This is a genomic window from Microbacterium sp. SGAir0570 (assembly GCF_005491085.2).
GTDB lineage: Bacteria > Actinomycetota > Actinomycetes > Actinomycetales > Microbacteriaceae > Microbacterium > Microbacterium arborescens.
Window position 1 is genome coordinate 415,068 of sequence record NZ_CP027929.1, and the last position, 24,577, is coordinate 439,644.

Below are 24,577 nucleotides of genomic sequence, written 5' to 3' on the forward strand. Positions count from 1 at the left end.
AGATATGCGCGGGGCCTATGATGCCCGGGTGACGTCTCTTCCGGCATCCCCCCGCCGCTCGACGCGCCGCCATCGATTGGCGGCGTTCGGCCGAACCCGTCGAGGTCTCGTCACCGGATTCGTGGCCTTCCACGCCGCCTACATCCTCGCCCTCCTGCCCCTCATCATCGCGGGCGGCACGGAGGGCGATCTGCCGCTGTACCGGCAGTGGGCGCAGGATGCCGTGCAGGGGACCTGGCCCATCATCGACTTCGAGTGGGTGTACCCGGCGGGCGCGCTGCTGCCGATCGTCGCGCCGATCGCGCTCGGCCCCTACCTGTATCAGCTCGTCTGGCTGCTCATGCTCGCCGGTGCCAACTGGCTCGCACTCGCCGCGATCGCCGGCGCGCGGCTGCGGCGGCGATCGGCTTACCCGGCCGCCTGGTACTGGCTGCTCAGCATTCTGCTTCTCGCCCCCGTGTCGATGCTGCGCCTGGAGGGGGTCGCCGCGCCGCTCGCCATCGCCGGGCTCGTCTGGGTCTCGCGGCGGCCCGTCGTGGCCGGAGCGCTCATCGCCCTGGCGACCTGGATCAAGGTCTGGCCCGCCGCCATCGCGGCCGCCGTGGTCGCTGTGTGCCGCAGCCGCTGGTGGGTCGCCCTGGGCGGCATCGCGGCGAGCGTCGTCATCATGGTCGCCATCGTCCTCGCGGGTGGTGCCTCGAACCTCTTCAGCTTCCTGACGATTCAGGGAACGCGTGCGCCGCAGCTCGAAGCGCCCGTTGCGACCCCCTGGGTCTGGGCGACGATCTGGGAGATGCCCGGAGCGCGGATCCAGCAGAACGACGAGCTCGCGACCCGCGAGGTGGTCGGATACGGGGCGATGGCCGCCGGAGAGATCGTGGGGTGGCTGATGATCGTCGCATTCGCGGGGATCGCCGTGCTCCTGGTGCGTGCGCGGATGACCTGGGTCGCCGGCGCGCCGCGCACCGAGCTCGCGGAGGGACGACTCGTCGTGCTCGGGGCCTTCGCTCTCACGGCGGCGCTCATCGTCTTCAACAAGGTCGGCTCGCCGCAGTACATGCTGTGGCTCGCCCCGATCGTCGTGGTCGGTCTCCTCGTCGATCCCGACCGGTGGCGGACACCGGCGAAGTGGATGGCGGTGACGAGCTTCCTCACGACCCTCGTCTTCCCGATCTTCTACATGCCTCTCGTGCGAGCCGATCCCTTCGCGGCGAGCCTGCTTCTCGCCCGGAACGTGCTGCTGGTCGGACTGTTCATCTGGAGCATCCAGGCGCTCTGGCGCGTCGCGATGCCGCGCGCGGTCCGGCCCCTCTCGATGCCGCTGCCGCGCCCCTCGCGCTCGCCCGTCTCAGACCCGGCCTGAACCGTCAGGCCCAGCCGTTGCGGTGGGCCAGGACGACGGCGGCCACGCGGTCGCGGGCGCCGAGCTTGATGAGGATGTTCGACACGTGCGTCTTCACCGTGGCGTCGCCGATGAAGAGCTCGCGCGCGATCTCGGCGTTGCTGAGCGCCCGCGCGAGGAGGCGCAGCACCTCCGCCTCGCGCTCGGTGAGGCCGTGATCGGCAGGAGTCGACGTCGGCGGCGCGGCGGGTGCTTCGACGGCCGAGGCGGTCGCGTCGGGCGGGCCGCCCGCGAAGCGCTCGATGACCCGCCGCGTGACCTCCGGAGCGAGAAGGGCGTCACCGGCGGCGGCCACCCGCACGGCGGCGGCGAGCTCCTCGGGCCCGGCGTTCTTCAGCAGGAAGCCGCTGGCCCCGGCCTGCAACGCCTGAAACAGGTAGTCGTCGCGGTCGAAGGTCGTCACGACGACGACTGCGCTGGAGTTGCGCGGGTCGGCGACGATGCGGCGGGTCGCTTCGAGTCCGTCGAGGACGGGCATCTGAACGTCCATGAAGACGACGTCCGGCTGCAGGCGCGCGACCGTCTCGACGGCCTCGGCGCCGTCGCCGGCCTCGCCCACGACGGCGATGTCGCCGCTCGCCTCGAGGATCATGCGGAATCCGGCCCGCATGACGGCATGGTCGTCGACGAGCACTACCGACGTGGGCGTGGCGGTGGAGCTCACGCGAGAACCTCCTCGGCGCTCGGCTGGGACGACCGCGCACTCGCGGGAACGCGGGCCCGGACGAGGAATCCCCCACGCGGACGCGGTGCCGCCTCGAGCCATCCGCCCGACGCAGCCGCGCGCTCGCGCATGCCCACGAGGCCGAGGCCCGGTGTCGATCCGAACCGCACGCGCCCGTCGTTGGCGACCTCGAGCTCGATCTCGTCGCCGTTGAACCGCAGGCGCACGTCGGCGCGCGCTTCGGGCCCGCCGTGGCGGCGGGCGTTCGTCAGCGCCTCCTGCGCGATGCGGTAGAGGTTCACCTGCGCGACCTCGGATGCCGCGACCGGCTCGCCCACGACAGCGAAGGTGGTCGGCATACCGTTCTCCTCGGAGTACCGTACGAGCTCCTCGATCGCGTCGAGCCGCAGCGTCGAGTCATGCGGGGCCGTGGCATCCGGGGTCCGCAGCGTCTCGAGCAGCTGCCGCAGCTCCGTCAGCGACGCCCGTGCCGACTCCTCGACCACGGTGAGCGCGCGCCGCGCCGCGTCGGGGTCGCGGTCGAGCACCGTGCGTGCGGCGCCGGCCTGCACGCCCATCGCCGAGACGTGGTGCGCGACGACGTCGTGCAGCTCGCGGGCGATGCGGACGCGGTCGAGCGCGACCGCTTGGGCCGCGGTGATCTCGCGCTCGTGCTCGAGCTCGCGGGTGCGCTGTTCGAGCTCCTCTCGGCTGAGCGCGCCCGCGTAGGCCCGCTCGCCGAAGGCGAAGGCACCCGCGAAGAAGACGACGTTGAAGAGGAACTGCAGCATCATCATCGCTGCGACGGGGGAGAACAGCGAGAACTCCGCGGCGCTGTCGCCGCCCTGCTCGCTCGCCGCCTGGAACATCGCCGCCAGCAGCCAGAAGAACATGCCGATGATGACCACGACGCGGACGATCATCGCCCGGCGCCGGTCGACGACCCAGGCGCCGACCGAGTACATCGCGATGAACAGGGCGATGCTGCCGACGTACATCTCGGGGACGTGCACCGACATGCCGACGAAGTAGACGACCGCGACGGCGATGAGCGACACCTCCGGGATGCGGCGACGCAACGCGAGCGGCGCCGTCAGTGCGACGCAGTAGAGCAGGCCCCAGCCGAGGTGCGGGGAATCGCCTCCCCAGACCTGGGCGACGCTTCCGAGCCAGGTGCTGAGGATCGCACTCACGAGCAGCGCGGCGGCGAGCCACAGATCGTTGCGCAGTTGCTCGGGGGTCGGGGCGAGGCGCTCGTCGGGAACGGGGGTGGCCACGGACATGCCTTCCACGCTACGGGGAGCGCCGGGGCGCGGCATCCCCCGTGCGGGGGAGCCGGACGGTCGGCACGACGGTCAGAAGATCATCGGGCGATCGTCGTCGTCGTCACCGTCGAGGTCGAGGTCGACGACGACGGGGACGTGATCGCTGGGCGCCTCGCCCTTGCGCTGGTCACGGTGGATGGCGGCGCCCGTGACGGCGTCGGCGAAGGCCGGCGAGCCGAGGACGAAGTCGATGCGCAGGCCCTCGTTGCGGGGGAAGCGCAGCTGCTTGTAGTCCCAATAGGTGAACCCGGTCGGGACCAGCGGCCGCACCGTGTCGGCGAGCCCGGCGTCGAGCAGCGCCTGGAAGGCGGCGCGCTCGGCCGGGGACACGTGGGTCGTGACGCCCTCGATGAGGGTGGGGTCGCCGACGTCCTCGGGCGTGGGGCAGATGTTGAAGTCGCCGGTGAGCGCCAGGGCGAGGTCGGGCGATGCTGCGAGGGTGTCGCGCGTGTACTGCTCGAGCGCCTGCAGCCAGTGCAGCTTGTAGACGTAGTGCGGGTCGTCGAGCGACCGGCCGTTCGGGACGTACAGGCTCCACACCCGGACGCCGCCGACCGTCGCGGCGATGGCCCGCGCCTCCTGCGGCGCGTCGGGCCCCTCGTGTCCCTTGAGGAAGCCCGGCATCCCGGGAAAACCGATCTGCACGTCGGTCATCGGCTCGCGGCTGGCGATCGCGACGCCGTTCCACTGGTTCAGGCCGTGCAGCTCGACGTGGTAGCCCGCGGCCTCGAACTGCTCCATCGGGAACTGCTCGGGCTTGCACTTGATCTCCTGCATCGCCAGGACGTCGATGTCTTCGTTCACGGCGAAGCCGACGATGCGGTCGACGCGAGCGCGGATCGAGTTGACGTTCCAAGTGGCGATGCGCATGCCTCCAGCCTATTCGGAGCATCGGACGTCGCCCGCTGCGCGGCATCCGGATACCGTCGGGGGATGGTCACGCGACTGCTGCTCATCGCCGACACCCATGTTCCCGGGCGGGCGCGGGTGCTGCCGGATGCCGTGCTCGCCGCAGCGGATGCGGCGGACCTCATCGTCCACGCGGGCGACTGGGTCGCGGCATCCGTCCTCGACGAGCTCGAGGAGCACGGCGAGGTGCTGGGGGTGTGGGGCAACAACGACGGAGCCGACCTGCGCGCTCGGCTGCCCGAGGTCGCGCGTCGCACGATCGAGGGAGTCCGGTTCGCGGTCGTGCACGAGACGGGGGCGGCGACGGGGCGCGAGCGACGGATGGATGTCTCGTACCCCGACGACGACGTGCTCGTGTTCGGGCACAGCCACATCCCCTGGGACACGACGACCCCGCGCGGGCTCCGGCTGCTCAATCCGGGCTCGCCCACCGACCGGCGCCGCCAGCCGCACAAGACCTTTCTCACGCTCACGGTCGAGGCGGGCGAGCTCCGTGATGTCGAGCTCGTCGTGGTCTGAGCGGCGCGAGGCGCGCGCGCTCCGCTCGTAGAATCGGGGTCATGACCGTCGCAGGCACGCCCGAGCTCGAAGCCGACCGCCAGGACCTCATCCGGCTGATTCAGGACGAGGCGGTGTTCCACGGCGACTTCACCCTCTCGAGCGGCAAGAAGGCGACGTACTACGTCGACATGCGGCGCCTGACCCTCGACCACCGGGCCGCGCCCGCGATCGGCCGCATCATGCTCGACCTCATCTCGGACATCGACGGCGTCGTCGCCGTCGGCGGTCTCACTCTCGGCGCCGACCCGATCGCGAACGCCGTCATGCACGAGTCGGTGCGTGCCGGTCGCCCCCTCGACGCGTTCGTCGTGCGCAAGGAGCCCAAGGACCACGGCCGCGGTCGCCAGATCGAGGGCGCGGATGTCGCGGGCAAGCGCGTCGTCGTCGTCGAGGACACCTCGACCACCGGCCAGTCCGCGCTCAAGGCCGTCGAGGCGCTGCGGCGCGAGGGCGCTGAGCCCGTCGCGGTGGCCGTCATCGTCGACCGCAAGACCGGCGCGCAGGCGGCGGTCGAGGAGGCCGGGCTGCAGTGGCTCGCCGCGATCGACCTCGACGACCTGGGGCTCGCGCCGCAGTAAGGCGCTTCACCTGGCAGCATCCGCCGCTTCCGGCCGCATGAGGGGGCGTGAACTGCCAAACGAACCGCCCCGCGGAGGAATAGCGCGCAGGGTGGGGGTGGTTGCGCTCGGGTATGAGCCTGTACGAGCCCGCCGTCTTCGGCGCCCTGAACCTGTCGAACCGCGTCGTCATGGCGCCGCTGACCCGCACCCGCGCGGGCGAGGACGGCGTCCCCACCGACGTGATGGTCGAGTACTACCGCCAGCGTGCGGGGCAGGGGCTCATCGTCACCGAGGGTACGTGGCCGGTCGTCGAGGGCAAGTCGTACCCCGGGCAGCCCGGCATCCGGACCGACGAGCAGATCGCGGGCTGGCGGCGCATCGCCGACGCCGTCCATGAGGCCGGCGGCACCATCGTCATGCAGCTGATGCACGGCGGACGCGTGTCGCACCCCGACATCACCGGTGCCGATCGGGTCGTCGCGCCGAGCGCCCTGGCTGCGCCCGGGCAGACCCGGACCCCGAAGGGCAAGGTCGACATGCCGATCGCCCACGCGCTCACCGCGGCGGAGATCCCGCTCGTCGTGGAACAGTTCGCACAGGCGGCGCGCAACGCCCTCGCGGCCGGGCTCGACGGCGTCGAGGTCCACGGCGCCAACGGGTACCTCGTGCACGAGTTCCTCTCGCCGGTGTCGAACGTGCGCGATGACGAGTACGGCGCGTCGCCCGAGAACCGTGCCCGCTTCGCGGTCGAGGTCACGCGGGCCGTCGCCGCAGCCGTGGGAGCCGACCGCACCGGCATCCGCCTGTCGCCGCAGCACAACATCCAGGGTGTGCTCGATCACGACGACGCCGACGCCCTCGCCACCTACACGGCTGTCGCCGAAGGGCTCGCCCCGCTCGGGCTCGCGTTCGTCGACGTGCTGAGCGCCGACCCCACGGGAGACCTCGTGCAGCACATCCGCCGCGTGGCCGGCGCGCCGTTCATCCTCAACTCGGGCTTCGGCTCGCCCACGACCCGCGAAGAGGCCGAGACGCTCGTGACGTCGGACTGGGGGGATGCCGTCGCCGTCGGCCGTCCTGTCATCGCCAACCCCGACCTGGCGGTGCGGTGGCAGCAGCGCGCCGAGCTCAACGAGGCGCGCCCCGAGCTCTTCTACGGCTCGACCGCCGAAGGATACATCGACTATCCCTTCCTCGCCGAGGTGCGCGCCGGCACGGTCTGATCGACCTAGGCCCCGATCCCGGGCGTTCCGTCCATCTCATCGTCGAAGCGCCGACGTGCGTCCTCGATGCGGGGCATGTGCTCGTGCGCCCAGGCGAGGATGACGTCGACGGGCGGACGCAGCGTCTTGCCGAGCGGCGTGATCCGGTACTCCACGGCGACGGGCCGGGTGCTGAGGACCACGCGCTCGACGATCCCGTTGCGCTCGAGGCGCCGGAGGGTCGCGGTGAGCGACTTCTGCGTCACGGCGGGGATCGCCCGCCTGAGGGTGCTGAACCGGGCGGGTACGTCGCACAGCTCGTTCAGCACCGCGAGCGACCACCGGTCGAGCACCTGGTCGAGCAGCTCGCGATGCGGGGCGGTGATCCCGAATCGGTCTGTGGCAGTGGGGGCGGTATCGGTCACGCTACCCAGTCTCGTTGAAGTGACCTCCGCGCACCAGGTATCCATGAGATACCCGCGTCGATGCAAGGAGATACACATGACCGTCCACCTGTCGTCACCCGCCTCGCTGATGCAGCCCGTCCCGTACCACCATGTCGCCGTGGCCACGGGAACCCGCCACGTCACCGTCGCCGGCCAGATCGCCCGCACCGCCGACGGCAGGCCCGTCGCCCCGGGCGATCTCGCCGGTCAGGTCGCTCGCGCCCTTCGCAACACCCACGCCGGGCTGGCCAGCGCGGGGGCGGGGCTCGGCGATGTCGTCCGCTTGACGTTCTACGTCACGGGGTGGTCCCCCGACCGCATCGCCGACTTCATGGCGGGTGTCCAGGAGGTGGCCGAGGAGATCGGGCTGCCCACGCCGATGCCGCCGGCATCGCTCATCGGGGTCGACTACCTCTTCGAGCCCGATGTCCTCGTCGAGGTCGAGGCGACCGCGATCCTCGACTGACGCCCCGCGGCGGGCCCCCGGAACCTCAGCCCCGGAAGACGGGCAGCTGCGAGGCGAGGCCGAGCAGCAGGCCGAAGAACATGAGCAGTATGATGCCGCGCCGCGTCGACCCGCGATTGGTGCCGTCGGTGCCGATCTGCTGGTTGCGCACGAAGATGATGAGGGCGACCAGCAGCACCGCCAGTCCGGTGAGCGCCAGGACGATCGACATCAGTCGTCGTCACCGTCCCGACGCCGCCGCACCATCTGCACGACGACGACCACGAGGGTGGTCGTGAGCATGAGGGCGACGCTGATCAGCAGCAGGTTCTGCTCGAACTCGTTCACAGGATGCCCGGATCCTCGGTCTCGTACGGCTCGGCCTCGAGCAGGTCGGCGACCGAGTCGAGGATCTCGTCGGGGCGGAAGGGGTAGCGCTCGATCTCGGCGTCGTCCGAGATGCCGGTTCGCACGAGCACGGTGTGCAGGCCCGCCTCGATGCCTGCCACGACGTCGGTGTCCATGCGGTCGCCGATCATGCCGGTGTTCTCGGAGTGCGCTCCGATGCGGTTCATCGCGGAGCGGAACATCATGGGGTTCGGCTTGCCGACGACGTACGGGCTCTTGCCGGTCGCGTGCGAGATGAGCGCCGCGAACGAGCCGGTGGCGGGGACCACGCCCTCGGGAGTCGGGCCCGTGGCATCCGGGTTCGTGATGATGAAGCGTGCGCCGGCGTTGATGAACCGGATCGCCTTCGTGATGGCATCGAACGAGTAGTTGCGGGTCTCACCCACGACGACGTAGTCGGGGTCGGTCTCGGTCATGATGTAGCCCGCCTCGTGCAGGGCCGTGGTGAGGCCGGCCTCGCCGATGACGAACGCCGAGCCGCCGGGATGCTGCGACCGCAGGAAGTCGGCCGTCGCGAGCGCCGACGTCCAGATGCGGTCCTCCGGGACCTCGAGCCCCGACCGCGCGAGACGCGCGCTGAGGTCGCGCGGCGTGAAGAAGGGGTTGTTGGTCAGCACGAGGAACGGCGTGCCCGTCTCGCGCCACTGCGCGAGCAGTTCCGCCGCACCCGGGATGGGGTGGTTCTCGTGGACGAGGACGCCGTCCATGTCCGTGAGCCAGCACTCGATATCGGCGCGTGTCCGCATGGCCCCAGCCTAGCCGTGGCGATCCGGCCGTAGTCTTCACTCGTGGCCCACGACGACTGGAATCCCCGCAAGCTGCCCGACCTGTCGGGCAAGCGGTACCTCGTCACGGGTTCCAACGCGGGGCTCGGCTACTTCGCGACGCTCCAGCTCGCCTCCGCGGGGGCCCACGTCATCATGACCGGCCGCAGCCCGCAGCGCCTCGCGACCGCGCGCGCATCGGTCACGAGGGCCCTTCCCGAGGGGGTGGGCTCGATCGAGACGCTGCTGCTCGACACCAGCAACCTCGGTTCGGTCCGTGCGGCGGCGGCGACCGCGCGCGGGCGCAAGCCCCTGCACGGCCTGCTTCTGAACGCCGGGATCGTGCACCCGCCTCGGCAGCGCCGCACGACCCCCGACGGCCATGAGCTGGTGTTCGCCACCAACGTCCTCGGCCACTACGCGCTCGCCGGTGAGCTGCTCATCGCGCTCGCCGCGGGCCGCGGGCGCATGGTGTGGGTCGGCTCGGTGTCGACCTCGATCTGGAAGTACGACCCGACCGACATCGAGCTCGAGAGCGACTACTCGCCCTGGCGCGCGTACGTCCAGTCGAAGGTCGCCACGACCTCGCTCGGCCTCGAGGCCGACCAGCGGCTGCGGGCGGCGAGCGTGCCCGTCTCGAGCCTGGTCGCCCACCCCGGGTACTCCACGAGCGGGCGCACCCGCGGCATCGCGGGGATCAACGAGCCCACGCGCATGACGCGCTTCACCGACAACCTCCAGGTCGCCGTGACCCAGTCGAAGGAGCGCGGGGCCTGGCCGCTCGTGCGCGCGCTCGTCGATCCGGATGCCGCGGGCGGCGAGTTCTACGGACCCTCCGGTGTGGTGCGGGGCGAGCCGCGCGTCGCGACGCCCGCGGCGATCACGCGCGATCCCGAGATCGCCGCGCGCCTGTGGTCGTACTGCGAGCACACGACCCGCACGCCGTGGCCGTATCTGAAGGCGAGCCGGACGCGCGCGAAGAGCTGATCGCGCTCAGGCGGTGATCCAGATGGCCGCGGCGGCGCCGGGCGGCAGCACGGCGGAACCGCCGCCGTCGAGCTGAACGCTGTCGCGTCCGCTGACGATCAGGGTGTGACCGACGTCGATGCCGCGTTCCTCGAGCGCCCGCAGGAGCGCCGGGTCGCGGTCGCTCACGCGGAGGATGCGGCCCTCGTGGCCGATCGCGGCCTCGGCGAGCAGCACGAACGGCTCGCGATGGACCTCGCCGTCGGCGTCGGGGATCGCGTCGCCGTGCGGATCGAATCGCGGATCGCCCAGCCGCTCCGCGATTCCCGCGAGCAGACGGTCGCTGATGGTGTGCTCGAGCACCTCGGCCTCGTCGTGCACCTCGTCCCAGGCGTACCCGAACTCGCGCACGAGCCACGTCTCGATGAGCCGGTGACGCCGGATGATGGATGCCGCCCGCCGGCGGCCCGTCTCGGTCAGCGTCACCGGTCCGTAGGGGCGATGCGACACGAGGTCCTGTGCCGCGAGCTTGCGCACCATCTCGGTGACCGTCGACGGTGCGAGCCCGAGCATGGCCGCGAGCTGCGACGGGGTGATCGGCGCCGACTGCCACTCGGTGTGGTGGTAGATCGTCTTCAGGTAGTCGTCGACGGCGGGGGAGGGCACACTCCAGATTATCCGCGGCGGCGGGATAGCCTGTCCCGGTGACCCGCCCCGACCCCGCCGACGCGGAACCGCAGCTGCCGGTGGGCGTGGGACCGTGGCCGGGCGGCCCGGACGCATGGCCCGACGACCCCCGCTACGACCCGCAGCTGCTCGCCGACGGCGACCGGCGCAACGTCGTGGACCGGTACCGCTACTGGCGGCTCGAGGCGATCGTGGCCGATCTCGACGAGCATCGGCATCCTTTCCACGTCGCGATCGAGAACTGGCAGCACGACATGAACATCGGCTCGATCGTTCGCAGCGCCAACGCGTTCGGTGCGGCGGAGGTGCATATCGTCGGACGCCGGCGCTGGAACCGCCGCGGCGCGATGGTCACCGACCGCTACCAGCACGTCCGCCACCACGAGGATGTCGCCTCCTTCGCCACGTGGGCGCGCGAGAACGACCTCCCGATCGTCGCGGTGGACAACGTCCCGGGGTCGGTTCCGGTCGACCGGGTCGACCTGCCCGAGCGTGCCGTGCTGATGTTCGGCCAGGAAGGCCCGGGGCTTTCGGCCGAGGCCGTGGCCGCGGCATCCGTCGTCGTCGAGATCACGCAGTACGGCTCGACGCGATCGATCAACGCCTCGGCGGCGGGTGCCGTCGTCATGTACGAGTGGTGCCGGCGCTGGGCTCGGTGAGCCCGCATCGACCGGAGATCACCGCTCGGGGTGACGGTCGGGCGTGACGGCGTAGACGAACAGCCCCGTCGCCGAGGCGCTGAGCTCGACCGTGGCGTCGGCGGGCACGTCGCGGATGCTGTGCGCCTCGGCGTTCTCGTCGACCGCCGCACAGGTCGCCTCACCGCTGTCGAGCGTCTCGCCGTTCGCCGTCACGGTGTAGGTCAGCTGACTGCCGGAGCCGGTGACGCAGGCGATCGTCACGATGGCGGGAGCCTCGGCCGCCGTGACCGCGATGATCGGCTCTCCGCCCGGATCGAGGACACCCGCCTCGCGCTGAGTCCACGAGGCTCCGCCGAGCGCGTTCTCGGGGATGACGGTGTCGGCCCAGCGCTGGGCGTCATCCGCGGTGGGTCGGGGAAGCGTGCGCGCGTCATCGGACGGGGTCGCGACCTCGACCGGCGGAGTCCGTTCCGCGCAGCCGCAAGCGAGCATCCCGACCGCGAGCATGGCGATGCCGGCGGCGGAAACAGAGGTGAGCTTCGGCATGGGGCCACGGTACGGGCCGAGGCTGAGGTTCGCACGTGAGCGAGGTTTCGACCCGATCACAGTTTCGCCCGGGCCGCCGTTCAGACGGCGATGCGCAACCATGCGCCCCGGCGCACGCGCCAGCCGAGGGTGAGCAGCCGAGCGATCATGTACACACCGAAGAACGCCGCCGCGAGCCACGCGAGGCCCGCCGCGCCGTCCGGATGCAGCGCACCGATGATCAGGAGAACGGGGATGAAGGGCACGAGGTTGAGCCCGCCGGCGATGGCGAGGTAGCGCGCATCTCCGGCGCCCATCAGAACGCCGTCGAGGACGAAGACGACGCCGCACACGGGCTGGGCGATCGCGAGGACGAGCAGAGCCGGCTGCACGAGCGCGGCGACCGCGGGATCGCCGGTGAACAGCAGCCCGATGACGCCCGACGTCGCCGCGATCAGCCCGCCCACGAGCACTCCGAACCACGCGCCCCAGGCGACGGTCCGCCCGAGCACGCGCTTGACGAACGTCTCGTCGCCGGCACCGAGCCCGCGTCCGATCAGGGCCTGCGCGGCGATCGCGAGGGCGTCGAGCGCGAAGGCCGCGGTCGAGAAGATCGTGAAGGCGACCTGCCAGCCGGCGAGTTCGTTCGTTCCCAGTCCCGTCGCGACCGCGACGGTCGCGAGCAGCGCGGCCCGCAGCGACACCGTGCGCAGGAACAGCCAGCCGCCCAGACGCGCCGACCCGCGCATGCCGTCGGCGCGGGGCCGGAGCGACGCCGAATGCCGGCGGGCGAGACGGCCGATCACGACGGCGTAGGCACCGACCATGCCCCACTGGGCGATGACGGTGCCCATGGCCGATCCGGCGATTCCCCATCCGAAGCCGTAGATGAACAGGACGTTCAGCAGAGCGTTCGCGCCGAACCCGAGGCCGGCGATCCACAGCGGGGTGACGGTGTCCTGCATCCCGCGCAGCAGCCCGGTCGCCGCGAAGACGACGAGCATCGCCGGAAGCCCCCACATCGACAGCCGCAGGTAGGTCTCGGCATCCGTCGAGACGGCCTCCCCGGCGCCGAACAGACCCACCAGCAGCGGGGTCGCGAGCGAGCCGGCCGCCGCGAGCACGGCGCCGAGGCCGAGCGCGAGCCACAGACCGTCGATCCCCGCGCTCACGGCGCTCGTGGAGTCGCCCGCCCCGAAGCGGCGCGCCACCGCCGGCGTCGTCGCATACGCGAGGAACACCATCAGGCCCACGATCGTCTGCAGCACCGCACCCGCGATGCCCAGGGCCGCGAGCGGCACGACGCCGAGGTGGCCGATGAGGGCGGCGTCGACGATGAGGAACATCGGCTCCGCGATGAGGGCCCCGAGCGCGGGAACGGCCAGCCGCAGGATCTCGCGGTTGAGCGTGGGCGCCATGAGACGAGCCTAGGGGCGGACCGCCGCCGGGCCGGCCTTGCACGCGGGCCCGGTCGCTGTCGAGCGCGCGGAGCAGCACCGCATCCCCGACTAGCGTTGATCATCGACCGGAGGGGAAGGACGGGGATGCGGCTGCTCAAACGCCTGGCGATCGCGCGCCTGCACGCGCGGCTGCCGACGTGGGTCCGCGTCGTCGTCGCCGCGGCGGCCGTCGTGCTCGGCGTCGTCATCGTCATCCGGCCCACGACCGCTCTCGACGTCCTCGCCTGGCTGATCGGCGGCGGCATGGCCCTGACGGGACTGCTCGAGCTCACCGGACGTGAGGGGGAGGCGCATCGGCCGCGCTGGCGCACGGCGACCGGCGTCGCCTGGCTGGTCGGCGGCGCGATCGTCCTCCTCGCGCCGGGACTGACGGTCCGCGTGGTCGCGATCGTCGTCGGCATCCTTCTTCTCGGCGGCGGCGTCCTCGGCGTCATCGCCGCGTTCGGACGCGGGCGCACGTGGGACGCGCGCATCGCCGATGCGGCATTCGGCGCATCGGGGGTCATCTTCGGCGCGCTCGCACTGTTCTGGCCCGACATCACCCTGCTCGTGACCGCCGTCGTCTTCGGAGCACGGTTGATCATGAGCGGCGTCGTCGACCTCTGGACGCGGTTGCGCCGTCGCCGCGACGACCGGGCGGCCGAACGGCTGGGGGCCGACGGGCGCCCGCGCCGGCGATGGGGTCGCACCGTGGTCGCGATCGCCTCCGTCGCGCTCGCCGTCACCACGACGATCGTGACCGCGCCGCTGCGCGACGGTTCGACCGTCGTCGACGACTTCTACGCGGCACCGCGCGACCTGCCCGATGAGCCCGGACGACTCGTACGCGCCGAGTCGTTCGAGGCGGGCATCCCGGCGAGCGCCCAGGGATGGCGCATCCTCTACACCACGACGGGAGTCGACGGGGAGGTCCGCGTCGCGAGCGCCATCGTGGCGGTGCCGCGCGAGGGAGACGGGCAGTGGCCGGTGATCGACTGGAATCACGGCACCACCGGGTTCGCTCAGCACTGCGCCCCGTCGCTGCAGCCGCGCGGACTGTGGGCGGGGGCGTTCTACATGCTGCCGCGAGCCATCAAAGAGGGATGGGCCGTCGTCGGCACCGACTACATCGGGCTCGGGACCGAGGGTCCGCACCCGTACCTCGTCGGCCTGCCGAGCGCGCACGCGTCGCTCGACGCCGTGCGCGCGGCTCGCGAGCTCGAGGAGGCCGATCTCGGTGCGCGGACCGTCGTCTGGGGGCACTCGCAGGGCGGTGCTGTCGCGCTGTGGACGGGCGCCGTCGCCCGGGAGTACGCCCCCGAGGTCTGGGTGCGGGGCGTCGCCGCCCTCGCCCCGGCGAGCGACCCGGCGGCTCTCGTGCAGGGCATCTCCAGCGTCACCGGCGGGAGCATCTTCGCCTCTTACGCCTTCGCCTCGTTCTCGGCGATCTACCCCGAGATCGAGTATCGCGACTATGTGCGTCCCGGCGCCGAGACGGTGCTGCGGCAGATGTCGGAGCGGTGCCTGTCCGACCCGACGATCGTGCTGTCGGTGGCCGCGGCGCTCGGGATGAGCCGGGATCCCGCGCTGTTCTCGCGGTCGCCGGCATCCGGGGTGCTCGGTCGCCATCTGCGCGAGAACACGGCTCCGCTTCGTTCCACTGCGCCCGTGCTGCTGGCGCACGGCGGAGCCGACAGCGTCATCCCCGTGCAGACCCAGGCCGCCTTCGTCGACCGGATGTGCGCGGCGGGCCAGGACGTCGATTTCCGCACGTACGCGGGGTTCGAGCATGCGGGCGTCGTCGAGCGCCCGTCGCCCCTCATCGACGAGCTGTTCGACTGGACCAGGGACCGTTTCGCCGGCATCCCGGTTGCCGAGGGATGTACCACCACAGAACGCTGAACGCCCTCGGAAGTTCGTGTCGTCCGGTCGGCCTAGCATGGGTGCCATGACCGACCCCGTCCTCCCCTCCGGAATCGACATCGCCGAACTGAGCCCCGAGATCCGACCGCAGGACGATCTGTTCCGGCACGTCAACGGCAGCTGGCTCGAGCGCACCGAGATCCCCGACGACAAGGCGCGCTGGGGCTCGTTCCACGTCATCGCCGAACAGGCCGAGAGCGACGTCCGCGCGATCATCGACGACGCGACGTCGGCCGAGCCGGGCACGGTGCAGCGCAAGATCGGCGACCTGTTCACGAGCTTCATGGACACGGCCCGTATCGACGAGCTCGGCGCCGAGCCGCTGCGCCCGCAGCTGGCGCGGGTCGACGCGGTCGACTCGATCACGGCGCTGCTGAGCACCGTCGGTGAGCTCGAGCGCGAGGGCATCGGCGGCATGATCGGCACGTTCATCGAGCCCGACCCGGGCAACCCCGAGCGCTATGTCGTCTTCTTCGTCCAGGGCGGGCTGTCGCTTCCCGACGAGAGCTACTATCGCCTCGACGGCTTCGACGCCACGCGCACCGCGTTCCGCGGCTACGCCGAGCGCATGCTCGAGCTCGCCGGCGTCGGCGATGCCGCGGACCAGGCCGACCGCATCGTGCGGCTCGAGACCGAGCTCGCCGCGCACCACTGGGACAACGTCCGCAACCGCGACGCGGTGGCGACCTACAACCTGCACACGTGGGACGAGGTGCGAACCCTCGCGGGCGTCGACCTCGACCCGTGGCTCGAGGGTCTCGCGCCCCGGCACCGCGACGGCTTCGCCGAGATCAACGTCAACCAGCCGAGCTTCCTCTCCGGTCTGGGCACGCTGCTGACCGACGAGCACCTCGACGATTGGAAGGCCTGGCTGCGGCTGCAGGTCGTCCGTGCGTCGGCGCCGTTCCTGCCCGACGCGTTCGTCGCCGAGAACTTCGCCTTCTACGGCACCCAGCTCACCGGCGTGCCCGTGAACCGCGAGCGCTGGAAGCGGGGGGTCAGCATCGTGCAGGCGGCTCTCGGTGAAGCGGTCGGCGAGATCTACGTCGAGCGGCATTTCCCGCCCCAGGCCAAGGTCGAGATGGACGCCCTGGTCGACAACCTCATCGAGGCCTACCGGCAGTCGATCACGGGCCTCGAGTGGATGACGCCGGCCACGCGCGAGCGTGCGCTCGAGAAGCTCGCGGCCTTCACGCCGAAGATCGGCTACCCCGACCGCTGGAAGGACTACTCCGCGCTCGAGATCGATCCCACCGACCTCCTGGGCAACGTCCTGCGCTCGACCGAGTGGGAGTACGAGCGTCAGCTCGCCAAGCTCGGCCAGCCGATCGACCGTGACGAGTGGCACATGACGCCGCAGACGGTCAACGCCTACTACAACCCGCTGATGAACGAGATCGTCTTCCCCGCGGCCATCCTGCAGCTGCCGTTCTTCTCGTCCGAGCGCGACGCCGCGGCGAACTACGGCGGCATCGGCGCGGTCATCGGCCACGAGATCGGGCACGGATTCGACGACCAGGGCAGCGCCTACGACGGCACCGGCGCGCTCAACGACTGGTGGACCGACGCCGACCGCGCCGCCTTCGAGGAGCGCACGGGGGCACTGATCGACCAGTACAACGCGCTCGTGCCGCGGGGACTCGGCGAGGAGCACACCGTCAACGGCGCGCTCACCATCGGCGAGAACATCGGCGACCTGGGCGGCCTCGGCATCGCGCTGAAGGCGTACCGGCTGCACCTCGCCGCCACGATGTCGCCGGAAGAGCTGGCCGAGGCGCCCGACGGCCCCGTGATCGACGGCTTCACGGGTGTGCAGCGGCTGCTGCTCAGCTGGGGACAGATCTGGCAGCAGAAGGGGCGCGACGCCGAGACGATCCGGCTGCTCACGATCGACCCGCACGCCCCGAACGAATTCCGATGCAACCAGATCGTCCGTAACATCGATGCGTTCTACGACGCATTCGGCGTGACCGAGGGAGACGAGCTGTGGCTCGCGCCCGAGCGCCGCGTCACGATCTGGTGATCACTCGAACCGAATCGCTCGAACTGACTCCGACGGAGACGAGAACATGACGGTGGATGGATCCGAATCCTCCCCCGGGACCGCCCGCTCGCGCGCGGAGCGACGCACCGGCGCGCGCCCGCGCCGTCGCTCCGGCGTGCCGCGGCGAGGGTTCGCGTCGACCGAGAAGGCGCTCGACGCCCTGGCGGCATCCGGGGCGCGGGTGTCGGTGCGGGTCAGCGACCTCGACCGCGGTACGCCCGTGCTCGCGGGCGACGACTTCGTCACGCTGCCGGTGGCGGGCCTGGGCATCGTCCCGTTGCTGATCGAGGTGGCGACCCGCTTCGAGGCCGGGACCCTCGACCCGCTCGAGATCGTCGATCGGTCGACCGTCGGCGACGTCGCGGTCGCGGGGCTCTGGCGCCATCTCGCGGCGCCCGCCCTGCCGCTCGGCGATCTCGCGGTGCTGGCCGCCTCGACCGGCGACGCGCTCGCCGCGAACGCCCTGCTCGAGCGGGTCGGCCTCGATGCCGTGCGGGCGCGGATCGGAAGCCTCGGGATGCCGCGCACGGCGCTGCTCGACCGGTTCCGCGACACCCGCGGGCCCGACGATGCGCCGCACTACGCTCTCGGCACGGCGCGCGAGCTCGCCGCCATGTTCGCGGCACTGGTCAACACCGACGTCGTCTCGCCCGGGGTGAGCGCCCAGGTGTCCGAGTGGCTGAGTCTGAACCACGACCTGTCGCTCGTCGGCTCGGTGACAGGACTCGATCCCTTCGCGCACGACGACGACAAGCACGAGCTGCTGTTCGTCAACAAGACCGGTCGGGCCGACGGCATCCGCGCCGAGGCCGGCGTGCTCGCCGGCCCCCGCGCCGGGGTGGCCTACGCGTTGCTGGTCGGGTTCGACGACCTGTCGATGAGCGATCGTCTGCGCGCTCACGAGGCGTTCCGCGCGTTCGGGTTCGACCTCATGGAGTACGTCTTCTGATGTGATCCGGCCGTGCGCTTGACTCTCACACCGTGTCAGGCTGTCGAGTGGGATCACCATGTTGAGTATCGGAGAGTTCGCCCGGCTGGCCGGCGTATCGGTGCGGATGCTGCGCCATTACGACCAGCTCGGCCTGTTGCGTCCGCATCGCGTCGATCCGGCCTCGAGCTACCGCTCGTACTCCGCGTCGCAGCTCGATCGGGCCAACCGGCTGATCGCGCTGAAGGACCTCGGCTTCACCCTCGAACAGGTCGGCCGGCTGCTCGACGACGGTATGTCGTCGGCATCGGTGGCCGCGCTCCTGCGGGAGCGGAGGGCTGAGCTGAGCGGCCAGATCGCAGCGGACGTACAGCGGCTGCACGAGGTCGAGGCGAGGCTCCGATCGATCGAGAAGGAGATACCCGTGTCCACATTCATCGAGACCGCACTGCCCGAGCTGACTCTGACCCAGCTGTCGGTCCGCATCGACGAGATGGCGCAGATCGAAGACGAGATCAGCGTCATGTTCCAGCGCGTGAACGACCGTATCGAGTCCGCCGGTGCGCAGCGGGTCGGACCCGGCGTCGCCGTCTACACGACGACAGGCGACGGCATGGTCGTCGCCGCGGCCGAGCAGATCGGCGAGGCGCCGGTGCCCGACGGCCTCGAGCGCGCGGTCGTCGCGGCCGAACCGCGGGCGGTCACCCTTCGCTACGAGGCGCCCGATCTGGCCGGCATCCAGAGCGCGTGGCAGGCGCTGGTCGCCGAGGCGGAGCGGCGCGGGCTGCGATCCGACGGCGCGTGCCGCGAGGTGTATCTGCAGACGCCCTATGACGGCGACCGATGGGTCATCGACCTGCAGCAGCCCGTGTCCTGAGCCCCGGCGCGGGGAGCGTTAGCCTGGGGGAGTGAGTTTGCTGGACCCCCGAGAAGCTGCACGTCGTGAGCAAGCCAAGTATCGGGGGGCCACCTCCGCGCTGGTCGCGAGCCTGATCTGGGGAATCCTGTCCGTCGCCGCCGCGGGTGTCATCGGGTTCGCGATCGGCGGCATCTTCGAGCAGCTCCGGGCCGTGAACGTCAACAGCGTCTTCGGCACGTGGGACACCGGCATCCCGGTTGCCGTCCGCGGATGGGGCCTGCCCGTCGGCATCCTTCTGCTTCTCGTCTGCATCGGACAGTACGGCAAGTGGAACCACCGGTTCAGCGCACGCGAGAAGGGGTATGCGGCGATCGGCCCGCTCACGATCATCCTGGCCGGGCTGGCCATCGGCACGTGGGTGGCGACGACGATGTGGATCGCGCCCGACGCGGTCGGTGTCGCCGTCGACCCGACGTTCGGACAGAATGAGCCGTGGGGTGTCGGCGAGTGGATTCTGTACGCCGGACAGTGGTGGCTCCCCGGTCTTCTCGCGCTTCTCGCGGTGCTCAGCTACATCGCGCGGGTGCGCGCCCTCGCGACGCGTCGCCGCAACAATGCGGTCATCTCGCGTCTTCTGGCCTCGGGCTCGCGCGTCGAGGCGGAGATCGTCGAGGCGCCCCTGCCCGCGCACGACGCGTCGCGGATGGCCGCATCGCTGGTGGCGAAGTTCACCGACGCCGTCGGCACGGATCGCTGGGTCACGACCATGGTGCTCATCGCGCCGCGCGAGGTGCCGGCGGTCGGCGACACGCGTCCGCTGGTGTTCGACCCCGCCGACCCCGGTGACACGACGCGCATCTTCCTGTCGCCGACGGGGAGAACGAGCATCGACGACTTCGAGCCGGTGCAGCCCGCGAGCTGAGGCTCCGTCCGGGAGTCGAGACCCCGCCCGCGGGTTGAGACCCCGCCCGCGGTCAGAAGACGATCGTGTGGTTGCCGTGTCGGATGACGCGGTCCTGCGCGTGCCACAGCACCGCGCGCGAGAGCACCTGGCGCTCGACGTCAGCGCCGCGGCGGGCGAGCTCGGCCGCAGTGTCGGCGTGGGTCACGCGGATCGTGTCCTGCTCGATGATCGGCCCCTCGTCGAGGTCGGTCGTGACGTAGTGGCTCGTCGCCCCGATGAGCTTGACGCCGCGTTCCTTGGCCTTCTTGTAGGGTTCGGCGCCGATGAAGGCGGGGAGGAACGAGTGGTGGATGTTGATGACGGGCACGCCCAGCTTCTCGAGGAAGTCCGACGACAGGATCTGCATGTAGCGGGCGAGGACGACGAAGTCGACGTTGCCGACGAGCAGCTTCAGGATCTCGGCTTCGGACGCCGACTTGTCGGGGCCGGGCGTCGAGGGGACGTGGAAGAAGGGGACGTTGAACGAGCGGACGTCCTCGGCCGACGTGGTGTGGTTGGACACGACCATCGGCACCGTCACGGGGAGATCGCCGCGGCGGTGGCGCCACAGCAGATCGAGCAGGCAGTGGTCCTGCTTCGACGACAGGATCGCCATGCGCTTGGGCACCGACTGGTCGGTCAGCGACCACTGCAGATCGAACCCGGCGAGCGTCTCGCCGATCTCGGCTTCGATCGACGGACGGTCGACCGCGAAGTTCGGCCGGTGGAACACGACGCGGCAGAAGTAGGCGCCGCCGGTCGGGTCATCGGAGTACTGGTCGAACGCGACGATGTTGCCACCCACGCGGGTGACCATCGCCGACAGGGCGGCGATGATGCCCGGCTGGTCCTGCCCGTGCACGATGAGGCAGGCGTGGGCGGGGTGGAGCGCAGAGTCGATCATCCTTCGATTCTGCACTGTCCGACGGGCCCTCTCGGCACGTCACTCCCGTCGACTCGCCACATTCTGCGGGTCCGCGGGGTGCGGCATCCGCGTTTCTTGGCGAGTCGACGGGGGAGACGGGGGAGGGGGAAAGGGGGGGGTCAGTCGACGTCGAGGTAGTCCTCGATGACGAACGCGGCCTCGCCGGCGTGGGTCGCCGGGAAGAGGTGCCCGCCGCCTTCGAGGGTCACGAGGCTGACGAGGCCGGGAGCGGCGGCCTGGAGGCGCTCGCCGTTCGCGGGCGGCAGCACGTCGTCGTCGGCACCCTGGATGAGCATGACGGGGACCGTCGGGGCGAGCGCGCGCCATTCGTCCAGCGACACGGCCGCCGCGGCTGCCGCCTGCAGGGGCTCGAGGTCGGTGCGGGGTTCGTCGCCCTCCGCGCCGAGCAGCAGCACGCCGTCGACGCGGTCGGTGTGGTCGGTCGACACGGTGCGCGCGACGGCGCCGCCGAAGGCGTGTCCGCCGACCCAGGCATCGCCGAGTCCGACGTGGTCCATGACGTCGACGACATCCTGTGCCAGGTCGTGCAGCGTGACGCCCTCGGTCTGCGCCGTGCGGTAGCCCACGCGCAGGATGCGGAAGTCCTCCTCGGCCAGCACGTGCGCGAGGGTGCCGAGGGCGGCGACGTTGCTGTACCCGGGGATCAGCACCAGGACCGGCTCGCTGCCGGCATCCTCGACGTAGGGGATGGCGCGGCCCTCGGGCTCGAAGATCTGCGGCTGTGTGTCGGTCATGGCTCCCTCTCGCGGTGTCCTGCGATCTTTCACGGTAGCCGAATCGGCTGAGCGCCCGCGGTCGCGGATGCAATGGATCCTGGTCGACACCCCGCTGGCGGATGCCGCTCCCCGGGATGTCGTCGATGATCCCTTGCATCGCGGAACGGCCGCCCGCGGCGGGGAAGAGTCAGACGCGCGATGCGGCGATCCGGGCGCCCTCGCCGAGGGAGGCGAGCTTGGCCCACGCGATGTCGGGATGGATGCGGCCGCCGAGGCCGCAGTCGGTCGAGGCGATCACGCGGTCGGCTCCGACGATGCTCGCGAAGCGCTCGATGCGCTGCGCGACGAGCTCGGGGTGCTCGACGACGTTGGTCGCGTGGCTGACGACGCCGGGCACGAGCACGAGGTCGTCGGGCACCGACGTCTGCGCCCACACGCCCGACTCGTGCTCGTGGCGGACGTTGCCCGCCTCGAACGAGATCGATCCGACGTTCGCCTCGAGCACGACGGGCAGGATGTCGGCGAGAGCGACGTCGGTGGTGTGCGGACCGTGCCACGAGCCCCAGCAGACGTGCAGCCGCACGAGCTCCTTCGGCAGCCCGGCGATCGCGTGATTGAGGGCCTCGACGCGGATGCGGGTGAACGCCTGGTAGTCGGCGATCGCGGGTTCCGGGTTGATCTGGTCGAAGTTCTCGGCGAGCGAGGGGTCGTCGAGCTGGACGATGAGACCCGCGTCGGTGATCGCCTTGTACTCCTCGCGCAGGGCGTCGGCCCACGCGAAGATGTGCTCCTCGTCGGTGGCGTAGTACTCGTTGCGCACGCGTGAGGCCGAGCCGGGGGCGATCGCGGTGAGGAAGCCCTGCTCGCCGTCGCGCAGCGTCGCCTTCAGATTGGCGATGTCGGATGCCACGGCCGCGTGCCCGCGGTAGGCGATCGGCCCGGTCGTCGTGGGGAACGCCGTCGCGGTCGCTCCCGCTTCGACGGCGTCGGCGTAGACGGCGGGGAAGAGCTGCCGGTCGCGGCGATCGAGGAACGAGGTGAGGCGGATGCGGCCCGGCTCGGAGCGCACGGGCGGCTCGTTGAACGCGTTGACCTCGGTCAGCGACAGGCCGCTCGCCCGCTGGAACGAGTACGACCACCACGCGCCGTAGTCGACCGCGTTCGACATCGCCTTGCCGAACTCGCCGTCGCCGACCTGGGTCACGCCCGCCTCGCGCTGGCGTGCGACCACGTCGGCCACCGCCTGCGCGGTCAGCTCGGTGAACTCGGGGCTCGACTGCAGGGTGAAACCGTCGTCGGCGAAGGTGCGCGCGCGGTTCGCGTCGATGAGTGCCTGCGTGCGGGGGAGGCTGCCGGCGGTGGTCGTGGTGATCTCGGTCATGAGCGTCGCTTTCTCATCGGGTGCGCCGCGACTCTAGCGCCGGGTCCGCGATGGCCCGGCATCCGGCCGTCATCGTGTGACGATGCCGCCCGCGCGGGCGCTCACCAGACGATGCCGCCGCCGACCGAGATCCCGCCCCACGTCAGCAGCACGAAGATGCCGGCGAAGACGACCGGGGCGATGCCCGACCCGCTGCGGGCGAGGCCCTTCAGAAGCGCGATCACGACGAGCACAGCGGCCACGAGCGAGAGGCCCCCGCCGAGGACGAAGCCGATGAACAGCGGGATCGGCATGAGGATGAGCCCGAGGAGGCCGACCCAGAAGGCGGCCCAGGCGGTGGGGTTCGAGCGGCGCACGGCGGAGGAGGACATGCCTCCATTCTCCCGCGTGTGTCAGCGCACGTCGCGCATGAGTGCGAGCACGGGCTTTCGGGCCGCGGCGAGGGCGAGGCCGAGGACGATCGCGATGGCGGCGAGGATCGAGAAGTAGGGCACCTCGTTCTCGGGGTCGTAGAAAGGCGCGAGCAGTCCCGAGATCGCCGTTCCCAGCGAGACCGAGAGGAAGAACAGCGCGACCATCTGCGTCTGGAACCTCGCCGGTGCGAGCTTCGTCGCAGCCGACAGCCCGACGGGCGAGATCAGCAGTTCGGCGACGGTGAACACGAACAGGATGCCGACGATGGCGAGCAGCGGTGTCGCCGAGGGGCCGTCCGAGGCGAACGGCAGGAAGAGCAGGAACGCCAGTCCCATGACGATGACGCCCGCGGCGAACTTGATCGGTGTCGAGGGCTGACGCCTTCCGAGCTTCGTCCACAGAGCCGCGAAGACCCCCGAGAGGATGATGATGAAAACGGGGTTGATGGAGTTGACCCAGTCCGGCGGCATCTCCCACCCGAAGATGTTGCGGTCCAGCCGCTTCTCGGCGTAGATCGGGATGACGGTGAACTGCTGCTGGTACAGCGACCAGAAGGCGACGCTGACGATGAACAGCGGGATGAAGCCGTACACGCGCGACCGCTCGGTCGAGGTGATCCGCGAGCTCGAGATGATCACGGTGAAGTAGGCGATCGTCGCGGCGATGACGACGATGACGACGACGAGCGACAGGTTGTCGGCCCGGATGACTCCGAGGGCGATCAGGAGCGCGATGGCCGCGATCGCCGCCACGGCGATGCCGATGACCAGCGGGTAACGGGGTCGGGGGAGCGGGTTGGGAACGCGACGCGCGGCCTCGGGCAGCGACCGGCGTCCGATGGCGTACTGGATCAGGCCGATGGTCATGCCGACCGCCGCGGCGCCGAACGCCCAGTGGAACCCGAGGCTCGTGCGCAGGAAGCCCGTCAGGAGCGGCCCCGCGAAGGCGCCGAGGTTGATGCCGAGGTAGAACAGCGAGAATCCGGCGTCGCGGCGGGGATCGTGCTCGGAGTAGAGGGATCCGACGACCGCCGTGGCGTTCGCCTTCAACCCGCCCGAGCCGAGGGCTACGAGCACGAGCCCGACCGCGACCGACAGCAGCCCCGGGAGCACCGCGAGCGCGACGTGGCCCGCGACGATGATGATCGCGCTGAAGAAGAGCACGCGCTCGGAGCCCAGCAGGCGATCGGCGATCCATGCTCCGAGGATCGTCGAGAGATAGACCGCTCCGCCGTAGGCGCCGACGATGCCGACGGCCGTGGCCTCGGGCAATCCCGCCCCGCCGTCCGAGACCGAGAAGTAGAGGTAGTAGACCAGGACGATCTGCATGCCGTAGAAGCTGAACCGCTCCCACAGCTCGACGCCGAAGATGTGCGTGAGCGCCCACGGCTGCCCGAAGAAGCGGCGGTCGTTCCTGCTGTCGTCGGAGGAATGATCGCGGGATGCGGTGGTGGCTGCGTCCTCGTGGCTCATGGATGCC

26 protein-coding genes are annotated in these 24,577 nt (G+C 70.9%); 12 read left to right on the forward strand and 14 right to left on the reverse strand.

Going from position 1 to position 24,577, the window contains the following annotated elements:
- Window positions 1–28 precede the first annotated feature (28 nt).
- Window positions 29–1,363 carry a DUF2029 domain-containing protein gene (locus tag C1N74_RS01960; protein ID WP_219994754.1) on the forward strand — a complete coding sequence of 445 codons (1,335 nt, stop codon included), beginning with the start codon at window positions 29–31 and terminating at the stop codon, window positions 1,361–1,363.
- Between the two features lie 4 nt (window positions 1,364–1,367).
- Here C1N74_RS01960 and C1N74_RS01965 read toward each other — a convergent pair whose 3' ends face one another.
- The 3 genes from C1N74_RS01965 to C1N74_RS01975 all read right to left on the reverse strand — a co-directional run bounded on the left by C1N74_RS01965 (window position 1,368) and on the right by C1N74_RS01975 (window position 4,261).
- A complete protein-coding gene (locus tag C1N74_RS01965) occupies window positions 1,368–2,012 on the reverse strand; it encodes a response regulator transcription factor (RefSeq protein WP_052007807.1) in 645 nt (214 codons plus the stop codon).
- A 50-nt stretch (window positions 2,013–2,062) separates the two neighbouring features.
- Window positions 2,063–3,349: a sensor histidine kinase gene (locus tag C1N74_RS01970; RefSeq protein WP_137749855.1), complete on the reverse strand. Its 1,287-nt coding sequence runs from the start codon at window positions 3,347–3,349 to the stop codon at window positions 2,063–2,065.
- Window positions 3,350–3,421: 72 nt separating this feature from the next.
- The gene (locus C1N74_RS01975) at window positions 3,422–4,261 is read right to left on the reverse strand and encodes an exodeoxyribonuclease III (protein WP_064956358.1); all 840 of its coding nucleotides are present in this window, start codon (window positions 4,259–4,261) and stop codon (window positions 3,422–3,424) included.
- A 63-nt stretch (window positions 4,262–4,324) separates the two neighbouring features.
- Here C1N74_RS01975 and C1N74_RS01980 point away from each other — a divergent pair, with 63 nt between their 5' ends.
- The 3 genes from C1N74_RS01980 to C1N74_RS01990 all read left to right on the forward strand — a co-directional run bounded on the left by C1N74_RS01980 (window position 4,325) and on the right by C1N74_RS01990 (window position 6,644).
- Window positions 4,325–4,819, forward strand: coding sequence for a metallophosphoesterase family protein (locus tag C1N74_RS01980; protein ID WP_137749856.1), 495 nt, complete (start codon window positions 4,325–4,327; stop codon window positions 4,817–4,819).
- A 41-nt stretch (window positions 4,820–4,860) separates the two neighbouring features.
- Entirely contained in the window at window positions 4,861–5,439 is a 579-nt protein-coding gene (gene pyrE, locus C1N74_RS01985; protein WP_023952782.1) for an orotate phosphoribosyltransferase, read from the forward strand.
- Window positions 5,440–5,552: 113 nt separating this feature from the next.
- Complete coding sequence (locus tag C1N74_RS01990) at window positions 5,553–6,644, forward strand: alkene reductase (RefSeq protein ID WP_137749857.1); 1,092 nt, start codon at window positions 5,553–5,555, stop codon at window positions 6,642–6,644.
- Window positions 6,645–6,649: 5 nt separating this feature from the next.
- Here the strand turns inward: C1N74_RS01990 and C1N74_RS01995 are convergent, their stop codons facing one another.
- Window positions 6,650–7,048 (reverse strand): helix-turn-helix domain-containing protein, encoded by a 399-nt coding sequence (locus tag C1N74_RS01995; protein WP_258317975.1) that lies wholly within the window; start codon window positions 7,046–7,048, stop codon window positions 6,650–6,652.
- Between the two features lie 76 nt (window positions 7,049–7,124).
- On the opposite strand from C1N74_RS01995, the gene C1N74_RS02000 reads away from it, so the two are divergent.
- Window positions 7,125–7,535 carry a RidA family protein gene (locus tag C1N74_RS02000; protein ID WP_064956355.1) on the forward strand — a complete coding sequence of 137 codons (411 nt, stop codon included), beginning with the start codon at window positions 7,125–7,127 and terminating at the stop codon, window positions 7,533–7,535.
- A 25-nt stretch (window positions 7,536–7,560) separates the two neighbouring features.
- Here C1N74_RS02000 and C1N74_RS02005 read toward each other — a convergent pair whose 3' ends face one another.
- Together C1N74_RS02005 and C1N74_RS02010 are read right to left on the reverse strand one after the other, a co-directional pair.
- A complete protein-coding gene (locus tag C1N74_RS02005; protein WP_023952775.1) occupies window positions 7,561–7,746 on the reverse strand; it encodes a hypothetical protein in 186 nt (61 codons plus the stop codon).
- Between the two features lie 112 nt (window positions 7,747–7,858).
- A complete protein-coding gene (locus C1N74_RS02010) occupies window positions 7,859–8,668 on the reverse strand; it encodes an HAD-IIA family hydrolase (RefSeq protein WP_023952774.1) in 810 nt (269 codons plus the stop codon).
- A gap of 42 nt (window positions 8,669–8,710) precedes the next feature.
- On the opposite strand from C1N74_RS02010, the gene C1N74_RS02015 reads away from it, so the two are divergent.
- Entirely contained in the window at window positions 8,711–9,673 is a 963-nt protein-coding gene (locus C1N74_RS02015) for an SDR family NAD(P)-dependent oxidoreductase (protein ID WP_023952773.1), read from the forward strand.
- 6 nt (window positions 9,674–9,679) lie between these two features.
- Here the strand turns inward: C1N74_RS02015 and C1N74_RS02020 are convergent, their stop codons facing one another.
- A complete protein-coding gene (locus C1N74_RS02020) occupies window positions 9,680–10,318 on the reverse strand; it encodes a metal-dependent transcriptional regulator (protein ID WP_023952772.1) in 639 nt (212 codons plus the stop codon).
- Between the two features lie 38 nt (window positions 10,319–10,356).
- Between C1N74_RS02020 and C1N74_RS02025 the strand changes: the two genes are divergently transcribed.
- A complete protein-coding gene (locus C1N74_RS02025) occupies window positions 10,357–10,998 on the forward strand; it encodes a TrmH family RNA methyltransferase (protein ID WP_088380656.1) in 642 nt (213 codons plus the stop codon).
- 18 nt (window positions 10,999–11,016) lie between these two features.
- On the opposite strand, the gene C1N74_RS02030 is transcribed toward C1N74_RS02025, so the two are convergent.
- Window positions 11,017–11,526 (reverse strand): hypothetical protein, encoded by a 510-nt coding sequence (locus C1N74_RS02030; RefSeq protein ID WP_137749859.1) that lies wholly within the window; start codon window positions 11,524–11,526, stop codon window positions 11,017–11,019.
- An 80-nt stretch (window positions 11,527–11,606) separates the two neighbouring features.
- Entirely contained in the window at window positions 11,607–12,923 is a 1,317-nt protein-coding gene (locus tag C1N74_RS02035) for an MATE family efflux transporter (protein WP_137749860.1), read from the reverse strand.
- Between the two features lie 126 nt (window positions 12,924–13,049).
- On the opposite strand from C1N74_RS02035, the gene C1N74_RS02040 reads away from it, so the two are divergent.
- From C1N74_RS02040 to C1N74_RS02060, 5 genes are read left to right on the forward strand one after another with little or no spacing between them, the layout of a single operon-like run.
- Window positions 13,050–14,846: an alpha/beta fold hydrolase gene (locus C1N74_RS02040; protein ID WP_137749861.1), complete on the forward strand. Its 1,797-nt coding sequence runs from the start codon at window positions 13,050–13,052 to the stop codon at window positions 14,844–14,846.
- Between the two features lie 46 nt (window positions 14,847–14,892).
- A complete protein-coding gene (locus tag C1N74_RS02045) occupies window positions 14,893–16,890 on the forward strand; it encodes a M13 family metallopeptidase (protein ID WP_181405571.1) in 1,998 nt (665 codons plus the stop codon).
- 52 nt (window positions 16,891–16,942) lie between these two features.
- Complete coding sequence (locus C1N74_RS02050; protein WP_233494906.1) at window positions 16,943–17,860, forward strand: serine hydrolase; 918 nt, start codon at window positions 16,943–16,945, stop codon at window positions 17,858–17,860.
- A 58-nt stretch (window positions 17,861–17,918) separates the two neighbouring features.
- Window positions 17,919–18,716, forward strand: a complete 798-nt coding sequence (locus C1N74_RS02055) for a MerR family transcriptional regulator (protein ID WP_137749863.1) — start codon at window positions 17,919–17,921, stop codon at window positions 18,714–18,716.
- A 31-nt stretch (window positions 18,717–18,747) separates the two neighbouring features.
- The gene (locus C1N74_RS02060; protein ID WP_137749864.1) at window positions 18,748–19,620 is read left to right on the forward strand and encodes a hypothetical protein; all 873 of its coding nucleotides are present in this window, start codon (window positions 18,748–18,750) and stop codon (window positions 19,618–19,620) included.
- Window positions 19,621–19,672: 52 nt separating this feature from the next.
- On the opposite strand, the gene purU is transcribed toward C1N74_RS02060, so the two are convergent.
- From purU to C1N74_RS02085, 5 genes are all read right to left on the reverse strand, one after another.
- Entirely contained in the window at window positions 19,673–20,545 is an 873-nt protein-coding gene (gene purU / locus C1N74_RS02065; RefSeq protein WP_064956348.1) for a formyltetrahydrofolate deformylase, read from the reverse strand.
- Window positions 20,546–20,685: 140 nt separating this feature from the next.
- Complete coding sequence (locus C1N74_RS02070) at window positions 20,686–21,321, reverse strand: alpha/beta fold hydrolase (RefSeq protein ID WP_023952763.1); 636 nt, start codon at window positions 21,319–21,321, stop codon at window positions 20,686–20,688.
- 169 nt (window positions 21,322–21,490) lie between these two features.
- The gene (locus C1N74_RS02075) at window positions 21,491–22,684 is read right to left on the reverse strand and encodes a cobalamin-independent methionine synthase II family protein (protein WP_137749865.1); all 1,194 of its coding nucleotides are present in this window, start codon (window positions 22,682–22,684) and stop codon (window positions 21,491–21,493) included.
- 101 nt (window positions 22,685–22,785) lie between these two features.
- Window positions 22,786–23,055, reverse strand: a complete 270-nt coding sequence (locus tag C1N74_RS02080) for a hypothetical protein (protein ID WP_023952761.1) — start codon at window positions 23,053–23,055, stop codon at window positions 22,786–22,788.
- 21 nt (window positions 23,056–23,076) lie between these two features.
- Entirely contained in the window at window positions 23,077–24,570 is a 1,494-nt protein-coding gene (locus C1N74_RS02085) for a peptide MFS transporter (RefSeq protein WP_137749866.1), read from the reverse strand.
- Window positions 24,571–24,577: the final 7 nt, after the last annotated feature.